The sequence below is a fragment of the Nonomuraea fastidiosa genome (assembly GCF_042751225.1).
GTDB lineage: Bacteria > Actinomycetota > Actinomycetes > Streptosporangiales > Streptosporangiaceae > Nonomuraea > Nonomuraea fastidiosa.
This window is the reverse complement of the sequence record NZ_CP170570.1, coordinates 8,424,129-8,446,889: the sequence shown is the minus strand read 5'-3', so window position 1 is coordinate 8,446,889 and position 22,761 is coordinate 8,424,129. Positions and strand designations below refer to the sequence as shown.

Here is a 22,761-nt window from a genome sequence, read left to right as displayed (position 1 = left end):
GCCGCCACCATCGGGCTCAGCACCCATCTCCGCGGGTGGAAACCATGCAGACGCGTTCCGGTGAGGCCGACGCTGGGAGGCCGAGGTGTGCCAGCATGGCCGGTATGCCGATCTTCGTCCCCCTGGCAGGTCCGGTTCGTGGCTGATCCGTGGGTGAGGAGTGGGGGCAGGTCGGGCGGGAGGTGCTGCGGCGGGCCGCTCAGGAGGCGCCGCGGGCGGCCGGTTGAGCTTCACCTTGGCGCCCGTCGTGCCGAAGGGCCGAGGCGCGCGGGTGTACGGGTGTTCTCCGCATCTCGGGAAGGGGTCGCGTCGCGGCCTGGCACCGCGTGCAGCGGCCGGCTGGTGGACGAGCTGTTCGAGGCCCGCTGGTGCGCGGCGCGCGTTCATCCGCCCGGCGCTGCGTCGGGACCGGGCGGCCGCGCTGCGGTTCTTCGCCGCGGGGCCGCAGCCGGTGTGAGGCGCCGACGGGTGTCCCCGGTGTGAGGCGACCGGCGCGTGTCCCCGGCGTGGCGGGTCAGCGGACGCGGATGAAGACCGGGTTCGAGTAGAACCACAGGTCTTCCCACGGGCTCTCCTTGCCGTCCGCCTGCGGCTCCATCTCGTCGGTGCTGGTGCCGCGCACCCGCAGGTAGCTGTCGTGGCCGACGTCGCGCAGCGTGTAGCGGATGACGCGGTCCTGGCCCTGGCGGCGCCAGTCGTTCGGGCCGAAGCGGGCCACGACCTTGGTGGTGGGGTTGGTGTCGGCGTCCAGGTCGGCGCTGACGCCGGTGACCTGGCCGACGATGAGGTCGACGCGCCGCACCTCGGGGTGGTCGCCGTTGGCGTTCCTGCCGTTCAGCGGCCGGAAGCGGATCTCCACCTCGACGTCGTCGCGGCCACGCGAGTTGATCACGAGCGTCTCGCTGACCGTGGCGCGGCGACCCTGGGCGGCGGCGGTGACGTCGAGCGCGGTGATGAGGTCACCGGTGGTGACGAAGATCCGGCCGTTGCGCAGGGCGTCCATGATGTCGTCGTAGTCCTGGCGGGCCGCCACGTACGTCTTGCTGTACTCGCCGGGCCAGAAGTCGGAGCCGCCGCGCGTCCAGTGGACGTGCGAGTCGGACGTGGCGGTGATCCACCAGTGGCGTCCCTCGCCGAGCAGCGCGTCCCACAGGCCGCCGACGCGGGCGGTCATCTGGTCGAAGCCGCCGTAGGTGGGGTGGTTGCCGTAGCCGCCGCGCGCGCCGCCGTTGAGCGGTCCTGCCTGGTGTCCGGGCGCGCCCTCGAAGCCGACGTACACGTCGGGTGCGGCGTTGTTGCCGTTACGGAACTCGCGCGGCGTGTCCTGACCCCACACGCCGAGCCCGGTCGCCGACCGGGAGGCGTGGTGGGCGATCACCAGCGGCTTGCGCGGCATGGCGCGGGCGGCCTTGAGGAACTCGACCATCTTGGCCTCGGTGTCGCGGCCGGGGTCGGCGGGGAAGGCGTCGTGCTTGGCGAAGCGGCTCTCCAGCTCGAACAGCTGCTGCGCCTCGCCCTCGTGGTGGGGGATCATCAGCGTGTGGTGGTCGAGCGCGGGCGCGTCGAACTCCATGCCCCAGAACTGCAGCACCTCGGGCACCAGCACCCGCGACCGCAGCAGGTCGGGGTAGGCCTGCTCGAGGTTGACCTTGGAGTGCGTGGGGCCGCCGTGGTCGGTGCACATCGCCCAGGTCAGGCCGAAGTACTTGGCCATGATGGCGTTGGTGACGATCGGGTAGACGGCGTCCGCGCCTTTGTGGAAGGTGGGCGGGTTCGTCTTGGTGTCGAACTCGCCGCTGTACTCGGAGTGGACGTGGTGGTCGCCGGCCCGCCACATGCGGCCCTGATTGCCGCCGTGGCCGAACTTGCGCTCGTCGTCGGCCTGTGCGGGGGTGCCGCCTGCGAGGGGCGCCGCGGCGGCGAGGGTCGCGCCGATGCCCGCGTACTTGACCAGCCGGCGGCGGGAAAGCCCGGAGTGCTCGGTCTCCTCGGCCTTCTTGTTCTTCACGGTGCTGCCTTTCCTGCAATAAAGAGGGTGACAGCCGACAAATCTCTGATACGGGCATGAACGACGTATGAAGCCGCGCTGGCGCCCAGGGGAACAGTGCACGCCAGGCGGTCGCGGCGCCGGAAAAGCGTTTGAGACGGCCGGAGAGCGATGGTTAGCCTGCCGTTCATGATTCCGCTTGTCCGGCACCACCTGGCCCCCGAGCAGGCCGGCCCGGCGCTGCGCGCGCTGAGTGAATGGACCCCGGAAGACGTCCCCGCCGGCGGCGTGCACCCCGGCGACATCGGGTGGTATCTCCGGTTCGAGGACGCGGTCGTGTATCTCTGGACCGTCGGCGGCACGCCGGTGGCGGCCGGGTTCCTCGACGGCAAGGCGCTGCGCGTGACGACCGCGCCGGGCGCCGACGTGGAGGCGATCGCGGCGGACGCCGAGGAGCTGCTCGCACCGGACGAGCGCCGTACCGACGGCCTGCCGATGCCCGGGTTCCGGCGCGAGCTTGAGGACCCCTGGGTCGCCCTGACGTGGACCCCGCGCCCGGTGGCCACGCCCCGCGCCGAGTTCGTCGACGCCGGCTCCGCCGCCGATCGGGTGCTCGTGCAGCGCTCGGCGTTCCCCGGCTCGACGTTCACGGTCGAGCGCTGGCACGCCATGAAGCGCTCACCGGCGGGTGACCTCGCGGTGGAGGCGCTCGTACGCACGCCGGAAGGGGCGCCCGCCGCCGCCGTGACCGGCTGGTTCGCGGGCGAGGGCAGGTGCGCGCTGCTCGAACCCGTCGGCACCCACGCCGATCACCGGGGCCACGGCTACGGCCGCGAAGCGGTGCTGGCCACCTGCGCGGCGCTGGTCGAGCGCGGGGCGAGCGCGGTCGCCGTCGTCACTCCGAAGTCGCTCACACCGGCGGTGGCGCTCTACCGCTCGGCCGGGTTCACCCTCGTACGCGAGAACCACGACTGGGTGGCCGCCTGACCCGCACAACCGGGAATGAGATCGGCGCGCCCGTTGTTGATCGCTCCCATGGCTGACCAGAACGTCGAGCTGAGCCCCACCGACTGGGTGCGGGAGCAGACGAAGAAGATCCTGGAGACCGGCACCACCGAAGGCATTGACGTCGGGGGACGGCAGGTGGTGCTGCTGACCCTGCGCGGAGCGAAGACCGGCAAGCTGCGTTACACGCCGGTCATGCGGGTGGAGCACGAGGGCAGCTACGCGGTCGTGGCGTCCAAGGGCGGCGCTCCCGAGCACCCGACGTGGTACTACAACATCAAGGCCCACCCTGAGATCCGGCTTCAGGACGGCACCGTGACCCGCACCTACGTCGCCCGCGAGGTCGACGGTGAGGAGCGGGCGGCCTGGTGGGAGCGGGCGGTCGCGGCCTTCCCGCCGTACGCCGAGTACCAGGAGAAGACCGAGCGCCGCATCCCGGTGTTCGTGCTCGATCCGCAGTGACGAGCCCGCCGCCGTCGCCCGTCCGGCACAAGAGGCGACGGCGGCGGAGTCCATGGTGTCAGGATCCGGCGGACAGGGCGCCGACCGTCACGCGCCACTCGCGCAGCCGCCGGTCCTTGGTGACGCCGAGCTGCGTGTACGGGTCCTGCTCGACGAGCGCCTGCGCCGCCTTCTCGTCCTCCGCACGCAACACGATCATGCCTTCCGTCAGGTCCGTGTACGGTCCGGCGGCGACGAGGCTGCCCTGCTCGTACAGCTTGTTCAGATGGGCGAGATGGTCGTCGCGGCGCTCGGCGCGCAGCGGGGTGTCGTGATAGCCGTAGGTCAGGACGAACAGTGCCATGGCGGGTTGATTCCTTTCATCAGTGTCATACGTGTCACCGTGCCAGCCCGTACACCCGTCGTGCGGTGCCGGCGAAGACCGCCTGCTGGTCGGCGGGCGGGAGGTGGGCCAGCGCGTCCTTCCACGCGCCGACCAGCGGGGGCATGGTGGTCCAGAGCTTCTCGACGGGGAAGTTGGTGCCGAACATCGCGCGGCCGGCGCCGAACCGGGCGATCACCTCGTCGGTGACCATGGAGATCAGGCCCGGGTCCACCCGGTGCACGAACGTGCCCTGCCCGGTGAGCTTGACGACGACGTTCGGCAGCCCGGCCAGCGCGGCCATCCCCGACCGCCACGACTCGGCCTCCTCGTCGCCGATCAGCATCCCGGCGTGCACCAGCACGAACGTGACGCCGGGGAAGTCGGCCACCAGGTCGGCGGCGTCGGCCATCTGGCCGGGGAAGACCTGCAGCTCGAACAGCCAGCCGAGGTCGGCGAGCGCGCCGACGTTCTTCCTGAACACCGGGTCCTTCATGCGGTCGGGCCCGTCGGCGAAGCGGAACTCGGGCCGCTCGTGCCAGTGCAGCTGCTGCCGCACGCCCCGCACCAGCGGGGTGATCGCGGCCTGCCGCCGCATGACCTGCGGGGCGTCCTCGTCGAACATGTCCGCCGCCGCGACCACGGCCATCGGCCAGCCGCTTTCCTCGTGCACCTCGCGCAGCCAGCGCACCTCGTCCTCGACCCGGTCAAGCGGCCAGTTGGTCTGCACGTAGACGGACTCGGTGATGCCGCAGGCGGTGGCCTCGGCGACGTACTCGTCGATCAGGTAGTCGCGCCTGATCGCCTCGTACGGGCCGAAGATGCGCGGCACCATCGGCCCCGACAGCCACGGCAGGTCCGCCTTCCGCCAGATGTGGTGGTGCGCGTCGACGATGGGGCCCGTGTACATGACGATCACTCCCTGCTGAGGGTCTTCAGCTGCTCGTACGCCGTGCGCAGGTCACGGACGCCCGCGAGCCCGTCCAGATGGCCGAGCACCGCCGACATGCCGCGCGTGACCGGCCGGTACGCCGGATCGCAGGCCAGCGGCGTCCACCACAGCAGCCGGTGGCCGAGCAGCGACAACCGGCGCACCGCCGCCCGCATGGGCTCGCAGTCGCCGCGCTCCAGGCCGTCCGACAGCACGATGATCAGCGCGCCGCGCGCCATCGTGACGTAGCGCGGGTTGCCCAGGAACGCCCGCAGCGAGGCGCCGATCCTGGTGCCGCCCTCGGCGTCCAGGACGACCTCGCCGAGCGCGGCGACGGCCGTGTCCACATCCCGCGCCCGCAGCGTCGCGGTCACCCTGGTCAGCCGGGTGCCGAAGGTGAACACCTCGGCCCGCTCCAGCCGCGCGGTCACGGCGTGCGCGAAGCGCAGGTAGGCGGCGCTGTGCTGCTTCATCGACCCCGAGACGTCGATGAGCAGCAGCACCCGGCGCGGCCGCCGCGGCCGGTCCCGCCGGCGCAGCGTCACGATCTCGCCGTGGGTGCGCCACGACTCGCGGCAGATCCTGCCGAGGTCGATCCACGGGCCGCGCCGTGCGGGCCTGCGGCGCCGCGAGCGCACGACGGGCACCGCGCGGCGCACCTCCCGCCGCAGCAGCGTGAGCACCGCCCGCTCGGCCTCGCTCGCCGGGCCGAACGCCGGCCGCCGCTCGTGCTCGGCCTGCCCGGCCTCGCGGCCCGCCCGGCCGCCGAGCGCCGCCGCGAAGGGCGTCTCGTCCACCTTGTCGCGCGGCGCGGGCGTCTCGTCGTCGGGGGACTCCTCCTCAGGTACGGGCCGCGCCCGCGCCGTGCCGAACCAGCGCTCGAACGCCGGGGTGTAGACCTCCAGGTCCTCGGGGGACGCGGTGAGGGTGCTCGCCCCGATCCAGTACAGGTGCGTGACGTCGCGCGGGCCCGCGGCCTCGATCGCCCGCAGGAAGACCAGCCGCCGGGGCACCGGCACCCGCAGCCCCTGCTCGTGCAGATCGCGCAGGAACCCGTGCACGTGCTCGGCGACGCGCCCGGCGAACCCGGGGTCAGTCACGGAACACCTCCGCCGCGTGCCGCTCGACCAGCGCCAGGTCCTCCTCGTGCTTGACGAGCAGCCCGGCCGACCTGCGCATCGCCTCCGGCCAGCTCGCCCCTTCGCCGGCGAGCGTGCGCACGCCGCGCGCCCACGACGCCGACTCCGCGATGCCCGGCCGCTTCAGCAGCTCCAGCGCGCGGATGCGGTGCACCGCGGCCACCAGCCGGGCCGCGCTCCGCTCGTCCAGGCCGGGCTCGCGCGCCTGGATGATCGCCCGCTCCCGCTCGGCGTCGGGGAAGGGGATCCAGTGGTAGAGGCAGCGCCGCTTGAGCGCGTCGTGCAGCTCGCGCGTCCTGTTGGAGGTGAGCACGACGAACGGCCGGCTCGCCGCCCGCATCGTGCCCAGCTCGGGGATCGTGATCTGGAAGTCGCCGAGGAACTCCAGCAGGAACGCCTCGAACTCGCTGTCGGCGCGGTCGATCTCGTCGATCAGCAGCACCGCGCCCCGCTCGGCCCGCAGGGCACGTAGCAGGGGCCGCTGCAGCAGGAACTCCTCCCGGTACAGCGCGCCGACGCCCCGACCCTCGGCCTCGGCGGCCCGCAGCGCCAGGAGCTGCTTCGGGTAGTCCCACTCGTACAGGGCCTGGGAGGCGTCCAGGCCCTCGTAGCACTGCAACCTGATCAGCTCGCGGCCGAGCACCCTGGCCAGCACGTTCGCGATCTCGGTCTTGCCGACGCCGGGCTCGCCCTCCAGCAGCAGCGGCAGCCCGAGCACCCCGGCCAGGTGCACGGCGGTCAGCAGGCCCTCGCCCGCCAGGTAGCCCTCCGCGCCGAGCCGCCGGCCCAGCTCGTCCTGGTCGGCGAGCACCGCGTCGGCCGGTTCCTCAGCCCGCACGGCCGGCCCGCAGCTCGTCCAGCCCGCGCAGCACCTTCTCCGGCGTGAACGGCATGCTCGTCAGCCGCACCCCGACCGCGTCGTACACCGCGTTCGCGATCGCGGGGATCGGCGCGTTCGCCGTCATCTCGCCGATGCCCTTCGCCCCGAACGGCCCGTTGTCGGCGGGACGTTCGAGTAACACGCTGGTCTGCACCGGAAGGTCGGCGGGGCCCGGCATCAGGTACTCGGTGAAGTCGAGCGGGCCGTGCTCGCGCGAGTGCGGATAGTACGGCTCCGTCGACTCGAACAGCGCGTGCGACAGCCCCATCCAGGCGCCGCCCTCCACCTGCTGCGTCGCGATGGCGGGGTTGAGCGCCCTGCCCACCTCGTAGGTGTTGTAGAGCCGCAGCACCTCGATGACGCCCGTCTCGTCGTCCACCTCGACCTCGGCCACCGTGCACGCGTGCGCCTGGCAGGAGTCCGGGTCCATCTCCCCGGTCTCCGGCACCACCGTGCTCGGCTCCTTCAGGAACATGCCCCGGCCGGAGATCGTGCGGCCCTGGCGGAAGTGCGCGGCCAGCGCCACCTCGCTGACGTGGATCTTCTTCTCCGGCGCGCCCTTGAGCCTGATGTGGCCCGTGCCGTCGGTCTCCAGGTCGTCCGCGTCCACCTCCAGCTCGTCGGCCGCCACCTGCAGCATGACCTCCCTGGCCTCGCGCGCCGCCATGATCACCGCGTTGCCGACGCGGTGGGTGCCGCGGCTGGCGAACGTCCCCATGCAGTGCGGTCCCGTGTCGGTGTCGGCGGTGTCGACGATGACGTTCTCGATCGGGACGCCGAGTGTCTCCGCCGCGCACTGCGCGACGACCGTGCGCAGCCCCTGCCCGAGGTCCACCGAGGAGAGCGTCACCACGAACCCGCCCATGGTGGTGGCGTGCACCAGGGCCTGTGAGGGGTCGCCGCCCAGATTCATCCCGGTCGGGTAGTTGACCGCCGCGTACCCGCGCCCGCGCCGCAACGCCATCGCTCAGCCCTCCGCCCGTTCGCCCGACGACATCGCCCGGTATTCGTCCGGCAGCTCGTGACCCACCAGGTCGGCGGCGCGCTGGATCACTTCGACCAGCGCCGTCCCCGACGCGATCTTGCGGTGCGCCTTCATGTCGCCGTCCCGGTAGGCGTTGAGCAGCCGCAGCCGTAGCGGGTCCATGCCCAGTTCCCCGGCCACCCGGTCCATGTGCGACTCCAGCGCGAAGTCACCGATCGTGACGCCGAAACCGCGCATGGCGCTGGACGGCGTCCGGTTCGTGTAGACGCAGTAGCAGTCGACGTGCACGTTCGGGATCGTGTACGGGCCCGGCATGTGCGCCGCCGCCTTGGTCACGCCGTACGGGCTGTGCCGCGAGTACGCGCCCGCGTCCACGTACAAGGTGACCTGGCGGGCGATGATGCGGCCGTCGTTCATCACGCCGTCCTTGATGTAGATGCGCTCGGCCGCCCGCGTGGACGACACCTGCATCTCCTCGGCGCGGCTGTAGACGTACTTGGCGGGCCGGCCGGTCAGCATCGCCGCCAGGCAGGCCAGCGGCTCCACGATGACGTCCACCTTGCCGCCGAAACCGCCGCCCACGGTGCCGCCGACCACCCGCAGGTCCGTGGGCGGGACGCCGAGGATGAGCGCGGTGTTGTCGAGCGTGAAGAACGCCGCCTGCGTGTCACTGTGAATGCGCAGCCGCCCGTCGCCCTGCGGCACGACGATGCAGCCGGTCGGCTCGACCGGCGCGTGCTCGATGGGGGAGGAGTCGTAGCGGCCCTCGATGATCCGGTCGGCCTCGGCGAAGGCCCGCTGCACGTCGCCGAAGCGCACCCTCCGGCAGTGGTGCCCCTCGTAGACGAAGTGGTTGGTGCCGGCCTGCTTGATGATCGGTGCGCCCTCGGCCAGCGCCTCCTCCACGTCGAGCACGGCGGGCAGATCCGTATAGTCCACCTTGACCCGGGCGGCGCCCTCGCGGGCGGCCTCCTCGGTCTCGCCGACCACCGCGACGATCGGCTCGCCCCGGTAGAGCACCCGATCCTCGGCCAGCACCGGCTCGTCGTCGGGCCCCACCCCGATCAGGCGCAGCACGACGTACCAGTTGTTCGGCACGTCCTTGTACGTGATGACGCGCAGCACACCCGGCACCTGCAGCGCGCCGGAGACGTCCACGCTGTTGATGAGCGCGTGGTGCCGGGTGGAGCGGTGGATCTTGACGTGGGTCAGGCCCGGCGGCGTCATGTCCTCGAAAAAGACCGTGCGGCCGGTGACGTGGGAGCGGGCGTCGGAGCGTTGGACGGGGGAGCCGATGACGGAGAAACCGCCGTCCCCCGCTCCCGGGCGAAGTACGAGGTGTCGATCGGGGTGAGGCGGAGGCTCATCGCTCGGCCCCCGCGGGCTCGCGCTCTTCGCTGTCGGACGCCGCTTGGCGGCGGCGTCGGGCCGCATCGAGGACGGCGTTGATGATCGGCTCGTACCCGGTGCAGCGGCAGACGTTCCCGCAGATCGCCTCTATGACGTCCTGCCGCGTCGGATCCGGATTGCGGTCGAGCAGCGCCGTGGCCGACATGATCATCCCGGGGGTGCAGAAGCCGCACTGCGTGGCGAACCCATCTACGAAGGCCTGCTGCACGTCGCTGAGCCGCTCGCCGTCCGCCTGGCCCTCGATCGTCTCCACCGACGAGCCGTCGACCGTCACCACGGGGACCAGGCACGACACCACCGGCCGGCCGTCCAGCAGGACCGTGCAGCTGCCGCAGCCTCCCTGGGCGCAGCCGCGCTTGGCGCCCGTCAGCCCGAACGTCTCGCGCAGGGCGGTCAGCAACGTCATCGAGGGGCGGGCGATCAGCTCCCGCTCCGCGCCGTTCAGCGTGAGCGTGACGATCTGTGACGGCATGCGATCCCCTTTCAGGCCCCGAGCAGGGCGCGACGCAGGTGGACGGGGTAGACCCTGGCGCGGTACCACGCGGAGGCGTACGCGTCGTCGAACGGCTCGAAGGCGTCCGCCGCGGCCGCGCGGGCGATGACCTCGGGGGTGAGCGGCTCGCCGAGCAGCACCCGCTCGGCCTCGACGGCCCGTACCAGGCGGCGCGCCATGCCGCCGACGGCCAGCCGCACGCCGGCCACCACGCCGTCCTCGACCGCGATCCTGGCCGCGATCGTGACGATGGAGCCCGAGTTGAGGTGCCGCCTGGCCGCCTTGTGGAAGCGGAAGGCGCCCTGCTCAGGGGCGGTGAACCGGATGCGCGTCACCAGCTCGCCGGCGGGTAGTCCGCCGGCGGCGATCCGCTCCAGGGGCTCACCGCGTACGCCGTCCGCGTCGAGCACGTCCAGCTCGGCGTCCAGGGCGAGCAGCGCCGCCGCGAGATCGCCGTACGGCTGCGGCACGAAGAGGTTGCCCGCCACGGTGGCGAGGTTGCGGACCGGCGGGGAGGCGATCGAGCGCACGCAAGGGGAGAGGTAGGGGAGCCGGGGGTCGTCCTCGACGTCCGCGAGCGTGGTGGCCGCGCCGATCGCCACGCTGCCGTCCTGGACCTGGATGCCGCGCAGCCCGGCCTTGCGCAGGCTGACCAGCCGGACGTCGGTGCCGGCCGCGTCGTTCAACCGGGGCATCAGGTGGGTGCCGCCACCCAGGGGGAGGGCTCCGTCTCGGAGGTATGTCCTGGCCGCGTCCGCACTGTCCGGCATCTCAACCGATATCAGCATCTGCGCTCCAATTATCGATATCGATAATTTGAAGCTAGATGAGAGGATTTGAGAGTCAAGAGGCAGTTTCGAGGGGAGGTCTGGTGGCGGAATCCCCGGTCCACCCGTCCACCGCGCCGCGCTCCGCCCGGCCGACCCTGAGCCGGCAGATCCGCGACGGCCTGCTACGGCGGATCGTCACCGGCGAACTGGGCGAGGGGGAGCGGCTGATCGAGACGAGGATCGCCGCCGAGTACGGCACCAGCCAGGCCCCCGTACGCGAGGCGCTGCGGCAGCTCGAAGGGCTGGGGCTCATCGAGAGCCTGCCCAGGCACGGCAGCCGGGTGCTGCCCTTCGCCGAGCAGACGATCCGCGAGGCGTACATCCTGCGGGCGGCGCTGGAGGAGACCGCGACGCGCCTCGCCATGCTGGCCGGGGCGCTGCCGCTCGACCGGCTTGAGGAGGCGGTCCAGGACATGTACGCCTGCGCCCGCGCCTCCGACGTCACCGGCATCGGCCTGACCAGCGCCCGCTTCCACCGCCACGTCGTACAGGCGGGCGGCAACGGCCTGCTGACCCGCGCCTGGGAGGCGCTGCAGATCGAGGCCCGCACCGCCATCGCGCTCATGGTCACCCGGCCTGAGCTGGAGCACGTCGCCGACGAGCACCGCGAGCTGCTGGAGGTCATGCGCACGGGGGACGTGGAGGCGGCCTGCCGCCATGCCCGCGACCACCAGTGGGCGTACGCCGACACGCCGCACGATGCGTACGGGACGCCGAGGCGGCCGACGTCCTGACCCTGGGCCGGCCGGGGCATGGCGGCGTGATGTCGGCCATGCGAGGTCAGCGGCCGGTGAATTTCTATGACATTCCGTGTTACTCACGATCTTCCGGCTAAGGTGCTGAAGATCCAGAGTGCTGACACGGGGGACTCATGCCGCAGGCCGAACCGCTCTGGGAGAAAGATCCGCCCGTCGGCGCTGGCCGCCATCCACCAGGCCGGCATCGTGCACCGCGACTTCAAGCCCGCGAACGTGCTGCTGGGCCGCGACGGGCCGCGCGTCATCGACTTCGGCATCGCCCGCGCTCCCGGGCACTCGCTCACGGTGACCAGCAGCATCGTCGGCACGCCCGCGTACATGGCTCCCGAGCAGCTCGCGGGCGAGCCCGTCGGCCCGGCCGCCGACGTGTTCGCGTGGGCGGGGGTGATGGTGTTCGCCGCGACGGGGACGCCGCCGTTCGGCAACGACTCGCTGCCCGCCGTGATCCGCCGGATCCTGCACGACGAGCCGTACCTCGGCGACGTGCCCGCCCCGCTGCGCCCGATCCTGCTGGCCTGTCTGGCCAAGAACCCGGCCGCCCGGCCGAGCATGCAGGACGTGCTGCTCTGGCTGCTCGGCTCCCGCCCGGCCCCGCCGATGCCCCCGGCACCCCCGATCTCCCAGGTGCCGCCCGCTGGGCCGGCCATGGCGCCGCAGCTCGGGCAGCCGATCGGCCTCGCCACCGTGCCGCCCCCGGGGCGGTCTCACAGGCGCGGCAAAGGGACGGCGGTGCTGATCGGTGCGGGCGCGGTGGCCGGTGCCCTGGTGGCGGGTGCGGTCGTGTTCCTGCCACCGGGCACGAGCGGCGCGGCCGCGCCACCCGTACAGACGCCCGCCCTCGAACGGACGGAGGAGAGCGATGAGCCGGCCGCCACGACCGGAGGCCCCGAAGCGAACATCTCACCCTCCACAAGGCCCACGCCCCGCCACAGCAGCAGCCCCGAGCGGACCCCTGAGCGGACCGCCCGTTCCACGCCCCGTCCGAGCACGCTGAAGACCACGGCGGCCGCGCCCAAGACCACCGCCCCGAAAGCCACGAAGACCGGCACCTCATCCGGCGGCACCGTCCGGCTGGTGTCGGTGACGCTCGACGGCGTGAAGATGGGCGGCTGCTACAGCCCCAGCGCGTTCCCGGTCGCCACGCTGTCCGGACCGACGGGCAAGCAGATCCCGTACGGCTACCGCTGGGTCGTGGACGGCCAGGACGAGGGCTGGCTGACCGGATACCTCACCAACGGCTCCGACGTGCTGCGGCGTAGTCCGCTCAGCTCGTTCCCCGCCAGGCACACAATCGTCTTCCGCCTGCTCACCCACGCCAAGGCGTCGAAGACGCTGACGTTCACGATCTGCAAAATCTGACCCTGCCCGCCGCAGGGGTGGGCGCCGCACGAAACCGCGCCGTCCACGGGGAAACCGCGCTGCGGAGAAGATCGGTTGAGGGCGCGTACGCCGAATCGGGCCGTACTCAGTTCCGCGGATGGATGCCCTTTTTCATACGGTCTGGGCTATGGTCGGGCTTATGGCGGGACCGTGGGGCACCACGACACCACGAGGCTCCCTCGCGCTATGCGGCGTGATGGGCCTGCTCCTGCTGTCCCTGCTCGCGGCCGGCCTGATGGCCGGCGCGCCCTCGGGCTGGAACGGCCCTCACCTGGTGACCCGTTCAGCCCTGGCCCCGACCTCGACCGACGACGAACACGCCGGCGACGACGGCCTGGCCAGCCTGCCACCGCAGGCCACCAGCGTCCGTGAACACCCCGTGCTGACGTTGTGGCCGCCCCTGCGCGGCACGCACGACGAGGCCGCCCACCTCGCACTGCTGCCCGGCCCGCGCCCCGACGCGGACCTGACCGGCGACCCCCAGCAGTTCGGGCACCGCACCACGGGCTCACGCAGCCCACCCCTGATCTGACGCCACCCCTGTCTTCATGATCACCATCACTCCAGCGCAGCGCTGGAGGCCCCCGCATCCGACGCGGACGCGCCGTTATCCCCTTTTCGCGTACAGCGAGGAGCAGATCAGCGTCATGGCCGACGACAGATCAGTCCACACCCACCTGCAGCACTACACCGAGCACCTGAACCGGCTCGAGGAGCTGCGCGAGCTGCTCGACGAGCGGCTCGCCGCCACCGACCCCGTGCTCGACCACGCCGCCGCCCACCGCATCAGCGACGCCCTGGACCGCATGGACCGCGGGCTCTACGGCATCTGTGAGTGCTGCGGTATCTTCATCCCCTTCGACCAGTTGCTCCAGGCTCCGGACCGTACGGCCTGCGCGAGCTGTTCGCATGTACGCCGCGAGGAGGCCGCCGCCTGACCGAAGCCGCTGCACCGGAGCCGTCTCACCGGCGTTGCCTGACCGGCGCCGCTGACCGGCGCGCCCGGGGTGGCCGCCGCCCGCACCGCGACCACCCCGGGACCCGCCGTTCCGGCATGCGCTGATCGCGGCGGGCAGTGCTCGCGGCAGCCGCCGAAGCGTGCGATGTCCGGCGCGACGAAGGCGGCCTCCGGCGTGAGCGCCAGCGCCTGCCGCATGGACGCCCGCCGGACCGCCCCCGGAAGGCCGGCTCCCCGCAGCCGCTCGTAGTGGCGTCCGCCGATGGTGACGTCGACCATCGGGTACGGGTTGCGGGGCCGCGGCTCACCGGCGCCGACCGCCGAGGCCAGGCCGACCGGCCCCGGCCGCACACGCCGTCAGAGGTAGCGCGCGAGGAAGTCCGAGAGCGTGCGGGCCAGCGTCACCCGCTGGTCCGACAGCGCGTGGTCGGTGGGCAGCACCCGGTGGTGGAGACGCTCGACGGGATGCTTCTCGTACGCCGCCACGAGCGGGTCATGGTGCACCTCGCTCGGAGTGACGTCGTCGCGGCCGGTGCCCACCAGGAGCACGGGCCGGTCGGCGAGCCGGGGCGCGAGGCCGGCGAGCCGCCAGGCGTCACCGGCGGCCTCCATCTCGGCCACGAGCGCCTCCCCGCTGGTGCCCTTGAGCGGGGTGAGCGAGCCGGCGAACGCCTCGACGTACGCGGCGCGGCGGCCGGGATCCTCGCGGCACTGCGCGACGGCCGCGCCGAAGTCGAAACCGGCGATCGAGGCGACGGCGGCGATATGCGGGTCCGCCGCCGCGGTCATCAGCGCGGCGAAACCGCCGAGGCTGTGCCCTGCCACCGCGAGCCGCGCGGGATCGAGCCGATGCGCGGAGGCGAACTCCGGCTCGCGGACCTTGGCCACCACGGTCGCCGCGTCCTCCAGCACGTTGCCCCACGACCAGGACCCGCCCACACCCCACGAGCCGCGGTAGTGGAACACCAGCGCCGCGTATCCCGCCCTGCGCAGCGCCTGGGCGAGGTCGAAGTTGCGCTCGTTGCCGGGAAAGCCGTGGAGCAGCACGACCACGGGGTGCGGCCCGCGCCCGGCCTGGCACGTGCAGCACGCCGAGCAGGTCCTCGCCCGCGCTCTCGAACGTCACCGCCGGCGTGGTGGCGGGGAACTCGGCGTCGAGCGGCGGGTCGACGGCGAGAGGATCGGTCATCGTACGCTCCAAGCATCACGTCAGGACAAGCCGGTTGCAGCATGTCAGACGGGACCCGGGCATCGGACGCCGGAGGGCGCTTGACGGGGACCCGTGCGTGCGGCCACGAACGGTCGTTCGAGAAAGGACCGCATGCGCGACGTGCTCAACCTGTGGCGACAGCCGCTCGGCGAGGTGCCCGGCGAGGTCTGGGAGCGTACCGGGCTGGAGGTGCTGATCCTCGCCGAGACCGGGCTCATGGCGCTCCCGCCCGAGATCGTGCGGCTGCGCCGGCTGGTCACCCTGGACCTGGGACACAACGAGCTGACGTCCCTGCCCGATGAGCTGGGTGGGCTGACCGGCCTGAGCGGCTGCCTCTACCTGCACGACAACCGCCTGCGCGAGCTGTGGCTGCGCGGCAACCGCATCGAGCACCTGCCGCCCTCGGTGGCCGATCTGCGCGAGCTGCGCCACCTCGAGCTGCGCGACAACCGGCTCGCCGAGGTGCCGGAGCCGATCGCCGAGCTGCCGCTGCTGCGCCAGGTGGACCTGCGGGGCAACCGCATCACCCGGCTGCCCGGCTGGGTCGCCCGCATGCCCGCCCTGGAGAAGCTCGACCTGCGCTGGAACCCTTGCGACCCCGACCCCTCCCTGCTGGCCGCGCTGGAGGAACGCGGCTGCGTCGTCCTCACCTGACGAACGCGCCCGACCTCTCCGCAGGCGCGCGCCGGTGATGCCCGCAGCACGGGCCGGAGGCCGCCGCCCCGCCACCGATGGTTCTGCCGCCTCGGTCTCCAGCCGGAGTCCGCCGAGGCCGCTGGGGCCGCCGCTGAGCCCCGCCCGGGACCATCGAGCTGGTATTTCATGTATAGCCTATAGGAAATATTGACTTTATGAGGGCGTGATCGTACCTTCGAGTGCATGAGCCAGGGCCTTCTCCTGACCCGGCGCCCGCACGTGGACCACGGCCACGTCTCCAGCGCGCAGTGTCGCTGATCACGGATCCTCCTCGCCCCGTGCCCGCCTCGGGGGCGGGCACGGGGGAGGAACCCCTCTTTCACCCGGGCACCCGGGCATCGGCGCGCCCGCAGCCTGACCACCGCCGAGCGCCGCTTTCCACCTGGAGGACCACGTGACGAGAAAACTGCACCTCAACGCCTTCCTCATGGGCGTCGGCCACCACGAGGCGGCCTGGCGCCACCCCCGTAGCGAACCCGGCAAGATCGCCGACGTCCGCCACTACCAGGAGCTCGCGAAGATCGCCGAGCGCGGCGCGCTCGACTCGGTGTTCCTCGCCGACGGGCTCGCGCTGCGCGGCAAGGTACGCCACAACGCGCTCGGCGGCCTCGAACCGCTGACCCTGCTGACGGCCCTGGCCACCGTCACCGAGCGCATCGGGCTCATCGCCACCGTCTCGACCACGTACAACGAGCCCTTCCACGTGGCGCGCAAGTTCGCCTCGCTCGACCACATCAGCGGTGGCCGGGCCGGCTGGAACATCGTCACCTCGGCGAGCGAGGCCGAGGCCGCCAACTTCGGCATCGAGCGCCCCGCACACGCCGCCCGCTACGCGCGGGCCGCCGAGTTCCTCGACGTCGTCACCAAGCTCTGGGACAGCTGGGAGGACGACGCGATCCTCGCCGACCGGGCGGCCGGCACGTACGCCGACACCGACAAGATCCACCCCATCGACCACACCGGCGAGCACTTCTCCGTCAAAGGCCCGCTGAACACCTCGCGCACCCCGCAGGGCCGCCCGCTGCTCGTCCAGGCCGGCTCGTCGGAGGACGGCAAGGAGTTCGCCGCCCGCCACGCCGAGGCCGTCTTCACCGCGCAGCAGACCCTGCAGGACGGCCAGGAGTTCTACGCCGACCTCAAGCGCCGCCTGGCCGCCTACGGGCGGCGGCACGACGAGCTGCTCGTCCTGCCCGGCATCTCACCGATCATCGGCTCGACCGAGGAGGAGGCGCGCGCCCTGGAACGAGAGCTCGACGAGCTCATCATCCCCGCGTACGGGCTGGCGCAGCTGTCCTACCTGACCGGCATCGAGCTGACCGAGGAGCACCTGGACGGCCCGCTGCCCGACGTGCCCATCGAGACCGAGGGCGCGCAGAGCCGCCGCAAGCTCGTCGTCGAGCTCGCCAGACGCGAACGCCTCACCGTCAGGCAGCTGCTGTCGCGGCTCGCGGGCGGGCGTGGCCACCGCGTCGTCACCGGCACGCCCGAGCAGATCGCCGACCAGCTCCAGGAGTGGTTCTTCAACGGCGCGGCGGACGGCTTCAACATCATGCCGCCCCTGCTGCCCAGCGGCCTGGAGGTGTTCGTGGACCACGTCGTACCGGAGCTGCGGGCACGCGGGCTCTTCCGTCACGAGTACGACACCCGCACCCTGCGCGCCCACTATGGCCTGCCCCGGCCGCCCTCCCGTTACGCCGCCCGCCGCGAACCCGTCGCGGTCTGACCGGCCGGGGCCGGGGGAGCGGGGCCGCCGAGCCGCTCCAGGCGCGGGCCGGCCAGGCGGGGGCGGGCGGGCTCGGGTAGCCCGTACCGTGCTCAGGTGGCCCGCACCGTGCTCAGGCTGGGCGACGGCGGAGGCTCGGGGAGCAGGGACCGCAGCTCGATGTTGATGGCACGCAGCCGTTCCTGCTCCCCGTTGTCCAGGGCGCGTTCGCCGTCACGGATGAGGCGATCCGCCGTGGCCTGGTGACTGACGCATCTCACCGCGCAGCCCTCCCCCGGAAAGGCGCGGTCGTGCGGAGACCATCTTGCACGATGTGTCCGCTCTCCAACAGAAAGTCACGAAGAGAGATCGCGTCTGCGGTACCGGAGACGTGACGACCGCCTTTCGTACCGGCTGGTCAGGACTGACGTTGACTTCGTGCGGCAGGGACAGAAAAGATCGCCATATGGCGCGCACCGAACGTCGGCCGCGCAGCAAGGTGCACCTGCTGCCGACGTCCCAGGGAGACGACATCACCGGCCTGCCACCCGACGTGCCCGGCACCCTGTACGTCCGGGGCGGCCGCGGCGGGATCAGGGTCGCCCCCGATGCGGGGTTCGAGGTGGTGTTCGGGCGCTCGGAGCCGGACGTGCACGTCTGCGTGGGCGCCGACGACCCGTACGTCAGCCGCCGCCACGGCTCCATCGTCCGCGAGGACGGGCAATGGGTGCTGTGCAACCTCGGCAACCTGCCGATCCGCCTGCCCGGCGGCCGCCTGGTGCTCACCGGGCACAGGACACCGTTGACGGCCGCGTACACGCCGCTGTTCATCGTCGCCCCCGAGCAGGAACACCTGCTCGAAGTGCGGATCGTCAGGGCGTCCGTGCCCCGGGGCGCGGACGCGGAGACGCGCGCCCGCCTGGAGGCCGAGACCCGCGAGCCGAACGGCTGGGTGCTCACCGAGGTCGAGCGGCTGGTCCTGGTCTGCCTCGGCCAGCGCTACCTGCGGCCCGAGCCGTGGCCGCAGCCGCTCACCTGGTCGCAGGTCGCCGACGAGCTGAGCCGCCTGCGCCCCGGCGAGCAGTGGACCGCCAAGCGCGCCGCCCACATCGTCACCCAGACGCGCAAGCGGCTGAGCAAGAAGGTGCCGGGGCTGCTTGAGGAGGAGATCCCGCCGCCGCTGGGCAACGCGCTCAACCACAACCTCATCACCGCCCTGCTGGTCAGCGCCACCATCGGCCCCGCCGACCTCCGCCTCCTCGACGAGCCGGACGATCCCGGCTCCTGACCGCGCTCAGCGGGCGGGCAGGCGCTCGAAGCGGGGGAGCCGCGTCAGGTCGCAGGCGACCGTGACGCGGGCGGGCCCCTCGACCGCCGTGCCGTCGTCGGCTCGCCAGCGGCCTTCCGGCAGCACGACCTCCCGCTCGGTGGCGCCCTGCGCGAGCACTGGGGCCACGATGAGGTCCGGGCCGAGGAAGAACTGGTCGGTCACGTCGTCGAGCCCCGGCGCGTGGTACGCCATCGGGCGCACGATCGGCTCCCCGGTGGCGGCGGCGTGGTCCACGAGGCCGAGGATGCGGGGCAGCAGCGCGGCGCGGACGGCCAGCGCCTCGCGGACGGCGGCCAGGTGCGTCGCGTCGAGCACGCGGGTGGGCAGCACGGAGAACTGCATGATGGGGGCGAGCGCGGCGACCTGCGCGTACCGGACGAAGAACTCCTGATCGGTCGCCCCCTGCGCGGACACCGAGCCGATCTCGCCGCCGCCGATCATGTCGGGGCAGACGAACGCGTGCCCGATCAGCCCCTGGGCGAGCATCTCCGGGATCAGCGACCCGATCCCGTCCGGCCCCCACAGCGCCGGCTTGTCCTGCAACCGCTGGGCGAGCGGCTGACCGCCCATCCGCCAGCACGCCCGGAACTCGTTGTACGGATACCGCAGCCCCACCCGCGCCCACGCCTCGCACAGATCGACCGGCTCGGCCGGCTCGGCGGTGCGGTCATCGGCCCGGTAGTCGCGCACGTCACCGGCATCGAACTTGAAGCCGTCCACCCCCGTCTCCTCGACGAGCGCGTCGAGCCGGGAGGTGATCCACTCGACGGCGCCGGGGTCGGTGAGGTCGAGGGCGGCGCTGAACCCGTTCCACCACCGCCGGATCGCGGTCTCGCCTGAGGCGTCCCGCAGCAGCACCCCGCGCCCCTCCAGCTCGCGGAACGCGGCCGAGTCGGGGCTGACGAACGGCACCACCCACAGCATCACCGAGCAGCCCCATTCGTGCAGCCGGGCGACCATCGCGGCCGGGTCGGGGAAGCGGGCGCGGTCGAACCGCCAGGTGCCGTAGTCCTCCGCCCACAGATCGTCGATCAGCACCACGCCCGGCGGCAGGCCGGCGTCCAGGAGGTCGCGGGCGAAGCGCAGCACGCCCTCCTGGGTGGGCGTGTACGGGTGCTCGATCCAGGTGCTGTACTGCGGCCCGGAGAACAGCCGCCGGGCGGGGGCCCGCCCGGACGGCGGGAAGAAACGGTGCGCGGCGGACAGGAACGCCTCGCGCAGCGTGCCGCCCGCCCTGCTCACCTCGATGCCGCGCCCCGACAGCCGCAGCCGGCCGCCGTCGAACGCGAACGCGAACGGCCGCTCCGACCACACCACCCGCCCCCGGGTGGACAGCAGCACGGGAGCGCTCTGGTTGGACGGCCCCCCGGGTTCGCGGGGCCCGCCGAGATCGCGGGTGAAGGGCCGCGTGCCGTACGGCATCGACAGCCCGTCGTCCACCGAGCCGCCCCACCACCGCTCGCCCGCCTCCACGGCCAGCTCCAGCTCGTCACCGGCCAGCAGCGGCTCGACAGCGGGGCGGGGAGAAAGCGTCATCGGGGACCCTTCGCGGGCAGGCACGCGATTTCGGATCGACGCTAAAGCAACGGCCCGGCCGCCGCAAACCCCGTCCTACCAGTTGAACATCGTGCCGTCCTCCAGGCGGCTGACCGGCAGGTACGCCCGCTTGTACGGATACCGCTCGGCCAGGTCGTCCCGGTAGTCCACGCCCAGGCCGGGAGCGTCGCCGGGGTGCAGGTAGCCGTCGGAGAAGGTGTAGGCGTGCGGGAACACCTCGTCCGTCTCCGGCGTGTGCCGCATGTACTCCTGGATGCCGAAGTTCGGGATCGACAGGTCGAAGTGCAGCGCCGCGGCCATGGTGACGGGCGACAGGTCGGTGGCGCCGTGGCAGCCGGTACGTACCTGGTGCACCGCCGCGTACGCCGCCGCCGTGCGCAGGTGGGTGATGCCGCCGCCGTGCACGACGGTCATGCGCAGGTAGTCGATGAGGTTCTCGCGCAGCAGCACGGTCGCGTCGTGGATGGTGTTGAAGATCTCGCCGACGGCCAGCGGCGTCGTGGTGTGCTGGCGGACGATCCTGAACGCCTCCTGCTGCTCGGCCGGCACCGCGTCCTCCAGCCAGAACAGCGAGTACGGTTCCAGCTCCCGCCCGAGCCGGCCCGCCTCGATCGGGGTGAGCCGGTGGTGGGCGTCGTGCAGCAGGTGCACGTCCCTGCCGTACTCCTCGCGCACCCTGGCGAACAGCTCGGGCACGGTGGCCAGGTACTTCTCCGTGCTCCAGACGTCCTCACTGGGCAGGCCCTCACCGGCGGGCTCGTAGAACAGGTCGCCCCTGCCCACCCCGTACGTGGCCTTCAGCCCCGGCACACCCGCCTGCACGCGCACGGCCTTGTAGCCCATGTCGATGTAGCGGCCGACGGCCTCCACCGCCTCGCCGACGCTCTGGCCGTTGGCGTGGCCGTACACCATGACGCCGTTGCGGCAGGCGCCGCCGAGCAGCTCGTAAACGGGCACGTTGAGCGCCTTGCCCTTGATGTCCCACAGCGCCATGTCCACCGCGCCGATCGCGGTCATCGTGACCGGGCCGCGCCGCCAGTACGCGCCACGGTACAGGTACTGCCAGATGTCCTCGATCTGGAACGGGTTGCGGCCGATCAGGCAAGGGGCGACGTGGTCGCGCAGGTAGGAGGCGACGGCCAGCTCGCGGCCGTTGAGCGTGGCGTCGCCGAGCCCGTACACGCCTTCGTCGGTGCGGATGCGGATCGTCACGAAGTTGCGTCCCGGGCTGGTGACGAGCACTTCGACGTCGGTGATCTTCAAGCGGTCTCCTTAGGTACGCGCGCGCACCCCGTACGGGGGCTGTTCCATGACGCTAACCGGGGCCGTCGTGCCGGCTGCGCGCGGGTGGGCTCGTGCCGGCTGCGCGCGGGTGGGCTCGTGCCGGCTGCGCGCGGGTGGGCTCGTGCCGGCTGCGCGCGTGGGGCTGGTGCGGGCTGCGCGCGTGGGGCTGGTGCGGGCTGCGCGCGTGGGGCTGGTGCGGGCTGCGCGCGGGTGGGCTCGCGCGGGTGGGCTCGTGCGAGCCGCGCCCGGCGGGGCCTAGTCGCTGCCGGTGACGAAGCTCTGGATGGCGACCACCGCGCCACCGCGCGCCCACTCGCGGAAGTCGTCGTCCTCGATCACCACCTCGACCGAGCCGGGCAGGCCGCGCCGGTGCTCGGTGAGCGCAGCGTCGAGGTCGTCCTTGGCGACGCGGGCCAGCTCCACGCCCTCGCCCGCCAGGATCACGGTCTTGACCAGCGAGATCGTCGCCACCAGCGCGATCAGCCTGCCCAGCGCCCGGCCCGACTCGCGGACGAGCGTCCGGCAGCTCCGCTCGCCGGACGCGGCGAGCCGCATGACCTCGTCGTAGCCGACCTCCCGCCGCAGCGCCAGCCCGGCGGCCATCTCGACCGACCGGCTCGCCAGGTACGCCGTCGGGCACCCGCGATGCCCCTCGGGGCAGGGCGGCCCGCCGGGGTCGAGCACCAGGTGGCCGAACATGCCGAGGTCGGCCTCGGCCGCCGCCACCAGGTGGTCGTGCTGGATGAGCGCGTAGCCGATGCCCGCCCCGATCGTCACCAGCGCGAAGTCCCGCAACCCCCGCCCGGGGCCGAACCAGTGGTGCTGGTGCGCGAGCGCCGCCACGTCGTTGGTGACCGCGCACGGCACGCCGAGCGCCCGCTCCATGAGCGGCCGCAGCTCCACCTGGTGCCAGCCCAGGTACGGCGCGTCCACCAGCAGCTCGCCGCCGACCTGGGTGGCGGCGCGGCCGTTGCCGCCGATCGTCACGCCGGCCCCGACGACCGGCGCGCCGGTCAGCTCGTCCAGCAGCCGCCTGGCCTGCCGGCAGACCGCCTCGGGGTCGTGGTCATCGATCGGCTCGTCCTTGGCGGCGATCACCTCGGCGCGCAGGCCGGTGATCACCGCGTGGATCCGGTCGGCGGTGAGCTTCAGCCCGAGGAAGCGGTGCTCGGCCGCGGCGACGTCGAGCGGGCGGGTCGGGCGGCCGTTGACCGGGTCGTGCACCACGTCCCGCTCGACGAGGAGGCCGGCGTCGACCAGCGGCTTGGTGAGCCGGGTCAGGCTGCCGGTGGACAGGTGCAGGGTCTTGGCCAGCGCGGTCCTGGACTGCGGGCCGTGGATGATCAGCTCCTTGACGATGGAGCGCGCGGCGTCGGGCAACGTGTCCCACATGCCGCCCCATC

The 22,761-nt window shown here is 72.5% G+C and carries 23 protein-coding genes; 9 read left to right on the top strand and 14 right to left on the bottom strand.

Annotated features, from left to right (window positions below; all coding sequences use genetic code 11):
* Window positions 1-514 precede the first annotated feature (514 nt).
* Window positions 515-2,008, bottom strand: a complete 1,494-nt coding sequence (locus ACFMQL_RS38955; protein ID WP_364067921.1) for a phosphoesterase — start codon at window positions 2,006-2,008, stop codon at window positions 515-517.
* Between the two features lie 168 nt (window positions 2,009-2,176).
* Here ACFMQL_RS38955 and ACFMQL_RS38950 point away from each other — a divergent pair, with 168 nt between their 5' ends.
* The gene (locus ACFMQL_RS38950; protein WP_378789801.1) at window positions 2,177-2,974 is read left to right on the top strand and encodes a GNAT family N-acetyltransferase; all 798 of its coding nucleotides are present in this window, start codon (window positions 2,177-2,179) and stop codon (window positions 2,972-2,974) included.
* A gap of 48 nt (window positions 2,975-3,022) precedes the next feature.
* Window positions 3,023-3,454 carry a nitroreductase family deazaflavin-dependent oxidoreductase gene (locus tag ACFMQL_RS38945; RefSeq protein WP_364067917.1) on the top strand — a complete coding sequence of 144 codons (432 nt, stop codon included), beginning with the start codon at window positions 3,023-3,025 and terminating at the stop codon, window positions 3,452-3,454.
* 58 nt (window positions 3,455-3,512) lie between these two features.
* On the opposite strand, the gene ACFMQL_RS38940 is transcribed toward ACFMQL_RS38945, so the two are convergent.
* The 8 genes from ACFMQL_RS38940 to ACFMQL_RS38905 are packed head-to-tail and all read right to left on the bottom strand — an operon-like array spanning window position 3,513 to window position 10,423.
* The gene (locus tag ACFMQL_RS38940) at window positions 3,513-3,797 is read right to left on the bottom strand and encodes a YciI family protein (protein ID WP_364067915.1); all 285 of its coding nucleotides are present in this window, start codon (window positions 3,795-3,797) and stop codon (window positions 3,513-3,515) included.
* Between the two features lie 34 nt (window positions 3,798-3,831).
* Window positions 3,832-4,725, bottom strand: a complete 894-nt coding sequence (locus ACFMQL_RS38935) for an amidohydrolase family protein (RefSeq protein WP_378789798.1) — start codon at window positions 4,723-4,725, stop codon at window positions 3,832-3,834.
* A gap of 5 nt (window positions 4,726-4,730) precedes the next feature.
* Complete coding sequence (locus ACFMQL_RS38930; protein ID WP_378789796.1) at window positions 4,731-5,846, bottom strand: VWA domain-containing protein; 1,116 nt, start codon at window positions 5,844-5,846, stop codon at window positions 4,731-4,733.
* Window positions 5,839-6,723 carry an AAA family ATPase gene (locus tag ACFMQL_RS38925; RefSeq protein ID WP_378789795.1) on the bottom strand — a complete coding sequence of 295 codons (885 nt, stop codon included), beginning with the start codon at window positions 6,721-6,723 and terminating at the stop codon, window positions 5,839-5,841. The genes ACFMQL_RS38930 and ACFMQL_RS38925 overlap by 8 nt, the downstream gene beginning before the upstream one ends.
* Window positions 6,713-7,729, bottom strand: a complete 1,017-nt coding sequence (locus ACFMQL_RS38920) for a molybdopterin cofactor-binding domain-containing protein (protein ID WP_364067908.1) — start codon at window positions 7,727-7,729, stop codon at window positions 6,713-6,715. The genes ACFMQL_RS38925 and ACFMQL_RS38920 overlap by 11 nt, the downstream gene beginning before the upstream one ends.
* Window positions 7,730-7,732: 3 nt before the next feature.
* Window positions 7,733-9,184: a xanthine dehydrogenase family protein molybdopterin-binding subunit gene (locus ACFMQL_RS38915; protein WP_378789793.1), complete on the bottom strand. Its 1,452-nt coding sequence runs from the start codon at window positions 9,182-9,184 to the stop codon at window positions 7,733-7,735.
* Window positions 9,114-9,632: a (2Fe-2S)-binding protein gene (locus ACFMQL_RS38910; protein ID WP_364067905.1), complete on the bottom strand. Its 519-nt coding sequence runs from the start codon at window positions 9,630-9,632 to the stop codon at window positions 9,114-9,116. The genes ACFMQL_RS38915 and ACFMQL_RS38910 overlap by 71 nt, the downstream gene beginning before the upstream one ends.
* Before the next feature lie 11 nt (window positions 9,633-9,643).
* Complete coding sequence (locus tag ACFMQL_RS38905) at window positions 9,644-10,423, bottom strand: FAD binding domain-containing protein (protein ID WP_364068051.1); 780 nt, start codon at window positions 10,421-10,423, stop codon at window positions 9,644-9,646.
* Window positions 10,424-10,524: 101 nt separating this feature from the next.
* Between ACFMQL_RS38905 and ACFMQL_RS38900 the strand changes: the two genes are divergently transcribed.
* The 4 genes from ACFMQL_RS38900 to ACFMQL_RS38885 all read left to right on the top strand — a co-directional run bounded on the left by ACFMQL_RS38900 (window position 10,525) and on the right by ACFMQL_RS38885 (window position 13,559).
* Window positions 10,525-11,217 carry a GntR family transcriptional regulator gene (locus ACFMQL_RS38900; protein ID WP_378789791.1) on the top strand — a complete coding sequence of 231 codons (693 nt, stop codon included), beginning with the start codon at window positions 10,525-10,527 and terminating at the stop codon, window positions 11,215-11,217.
* A 102-nt stretch (window positions 11,218-11,319) separates the two neighbouring features.
* Window positions 11,320-12,600, top strand: a complete 1,281-nt coding sequence (locus ACFMQL_RS38895; protein WP_378789789.1) for a protein kinase — start codon at window positions 11,320-11,322, stop codon at window positions 12,598-12,600.
* Between the two features lie 160 nt (window positions 12,601-12,760).
* Complete coding sequence (locus ACFMQL_RS38890) at window positions 12,761-13,153, top strand: hypothetical protein (RefSeq protein ID WP_364067902.1); 393 nt, start codon at window positions 12,761-12,763, stop codon at window positions 13,151-13,153.
* Between the two features lie 115 nt (window positions 13,154-13,268).
* Window positions 13,269-13,559, top strand: coding sequence for a TraR/DksA C4-type zinc finger protein (locus ACFMQL_RS38885; RefSeq protein ID WP_364067900.1), 291 nt, complete (start codon window positions 13,269-13,271; stop codon window positions 13,557-13,559).
* 377 nt (window positions 13,560-13,936) lie between these two features.
* Here the strand turns inward: ACFMQL_RS38885 and ACFMQL_RS38880 are convergent, their stop codons facing one another.
* Entirely contained in the window at window positions 13,937-14,632 is a 696-nt protein-coding gene (locus ACFMQL_RS38880; RefSeq protein ID WP_378789787.1) for an alpha/beta hydrolase family protein, read from the bottom strand.
* Window positions 14,633-14,900: 268 nt separating this feature from the next.
* Here ACFMQL_RS38880 and ACFMQL_RS38875 point away from each other — a divergent pair, with 268 nt between their 5' ends.
* Together ACFMQL_RS38875 and ACFMQL_RS38870 are read left to right on the top strand one after the other, a co-directional pair.
* Window positions 14,901-15,443, top strand: coding sequence for a leucine-rich repeat domain-containing protein (locus ACFMQL_RS38875; protein WP_364067896.1), 543 nt, complete (start codon window positions 14,901-14,903; stop codon window positions 15,441-15,443).
* A gap of 436 nt (window positions 15,444-15,879) precedes the next feature.
* Window positions 15,880-17,208, top strand: coding sequence for an LLM class flavin-dependent oxidoreductase (locus tag ACFMQL_RS38870; protein ID WP_364067894.1), 1,329 nt, complete (start codon window positions 15,880-15,882; stop codon window positions 17,206-17,208).
* A 92-nt stretch (window positions 17,209-17,300) separates the two neighbouring features.
* Here the strand turns inward: ACFMQL_RS38870 and ACFMQL_RS38865 are convergent, their stop codons facing one another.
* Window positions 17,301-17,468: a hypothetical protein gene (locus ACFMQL_RS38865; RefSeq protein ID WP_364067892.1), complete on the bottom strand. Its 168-nt coding sequence runs from the start codon at window positions 17,466-17,468 to the stop codon at window positions 17,301-17,303.
* Between the two features lie 185 nt (window positions 17,469-17,653).
* On the opposite strand from ACFMQL_RS38865, the gene ACFMQL_RS38860 reads away from it, so the two are divergent.
* A complete protein-coding gene (locus ACFMQL_RS38860) occupies window positions 17,654-18,475 on the top strand; it encodes an FHA domain-containing protein (RefSeq protein WP_378789785.1) in 822 nt (273 codons plus the stop codon).
* Window positions 18,476-18,481: 6 nt separating this feature from the next.
* On the opposite strand, the gene ACFMQL_RS38855 is transcribed toward ACFMQL_RS38860, so the two are convergent.
* The 3 genes from ACFMQL_RS38855 to ACFMQL_RS38845 form a co-directional block, all read right to left on the bottom strand.
* Window positions 18,482-20,053 (bottom strand): glycoside hydrolase family 31 protein, encoded by a 1,572-nt coding sequence (locus tag ACFMQL_RS38855; RefSeq protein WP_364067888.1) that lies wholly within the window; start codon window positions 20,051-20,053, stop codon window positions 18,482-18,484.
* 75 nt (window positions 20,054-20,128) lie between these two features.
* Entirely contained in the window at window positions 20,129-21,337 is a 1,209-nt protein-coding gene (gene manD / locus ACFMQL_RS38850; RefSeq protein ID WP_364067886.1) for a D-mannonate dehydratase ManD, read from the bottom strand.
* A gap of 276 nt (window positions 21,338-21,613) precedes the next feature.
* A complete protein-coding gene (locus ACFMQL_RS38845) occupies window positions 21,614-22,750 on the bottom strand; it encodes an ROK family transcriptional regulator (RefSeq protein WP_364067884.1) in 1,137 nt (378 codons plus the stop codon).
* Window positions 22,751-22,761: the final 11 nt, after the last annotated feature.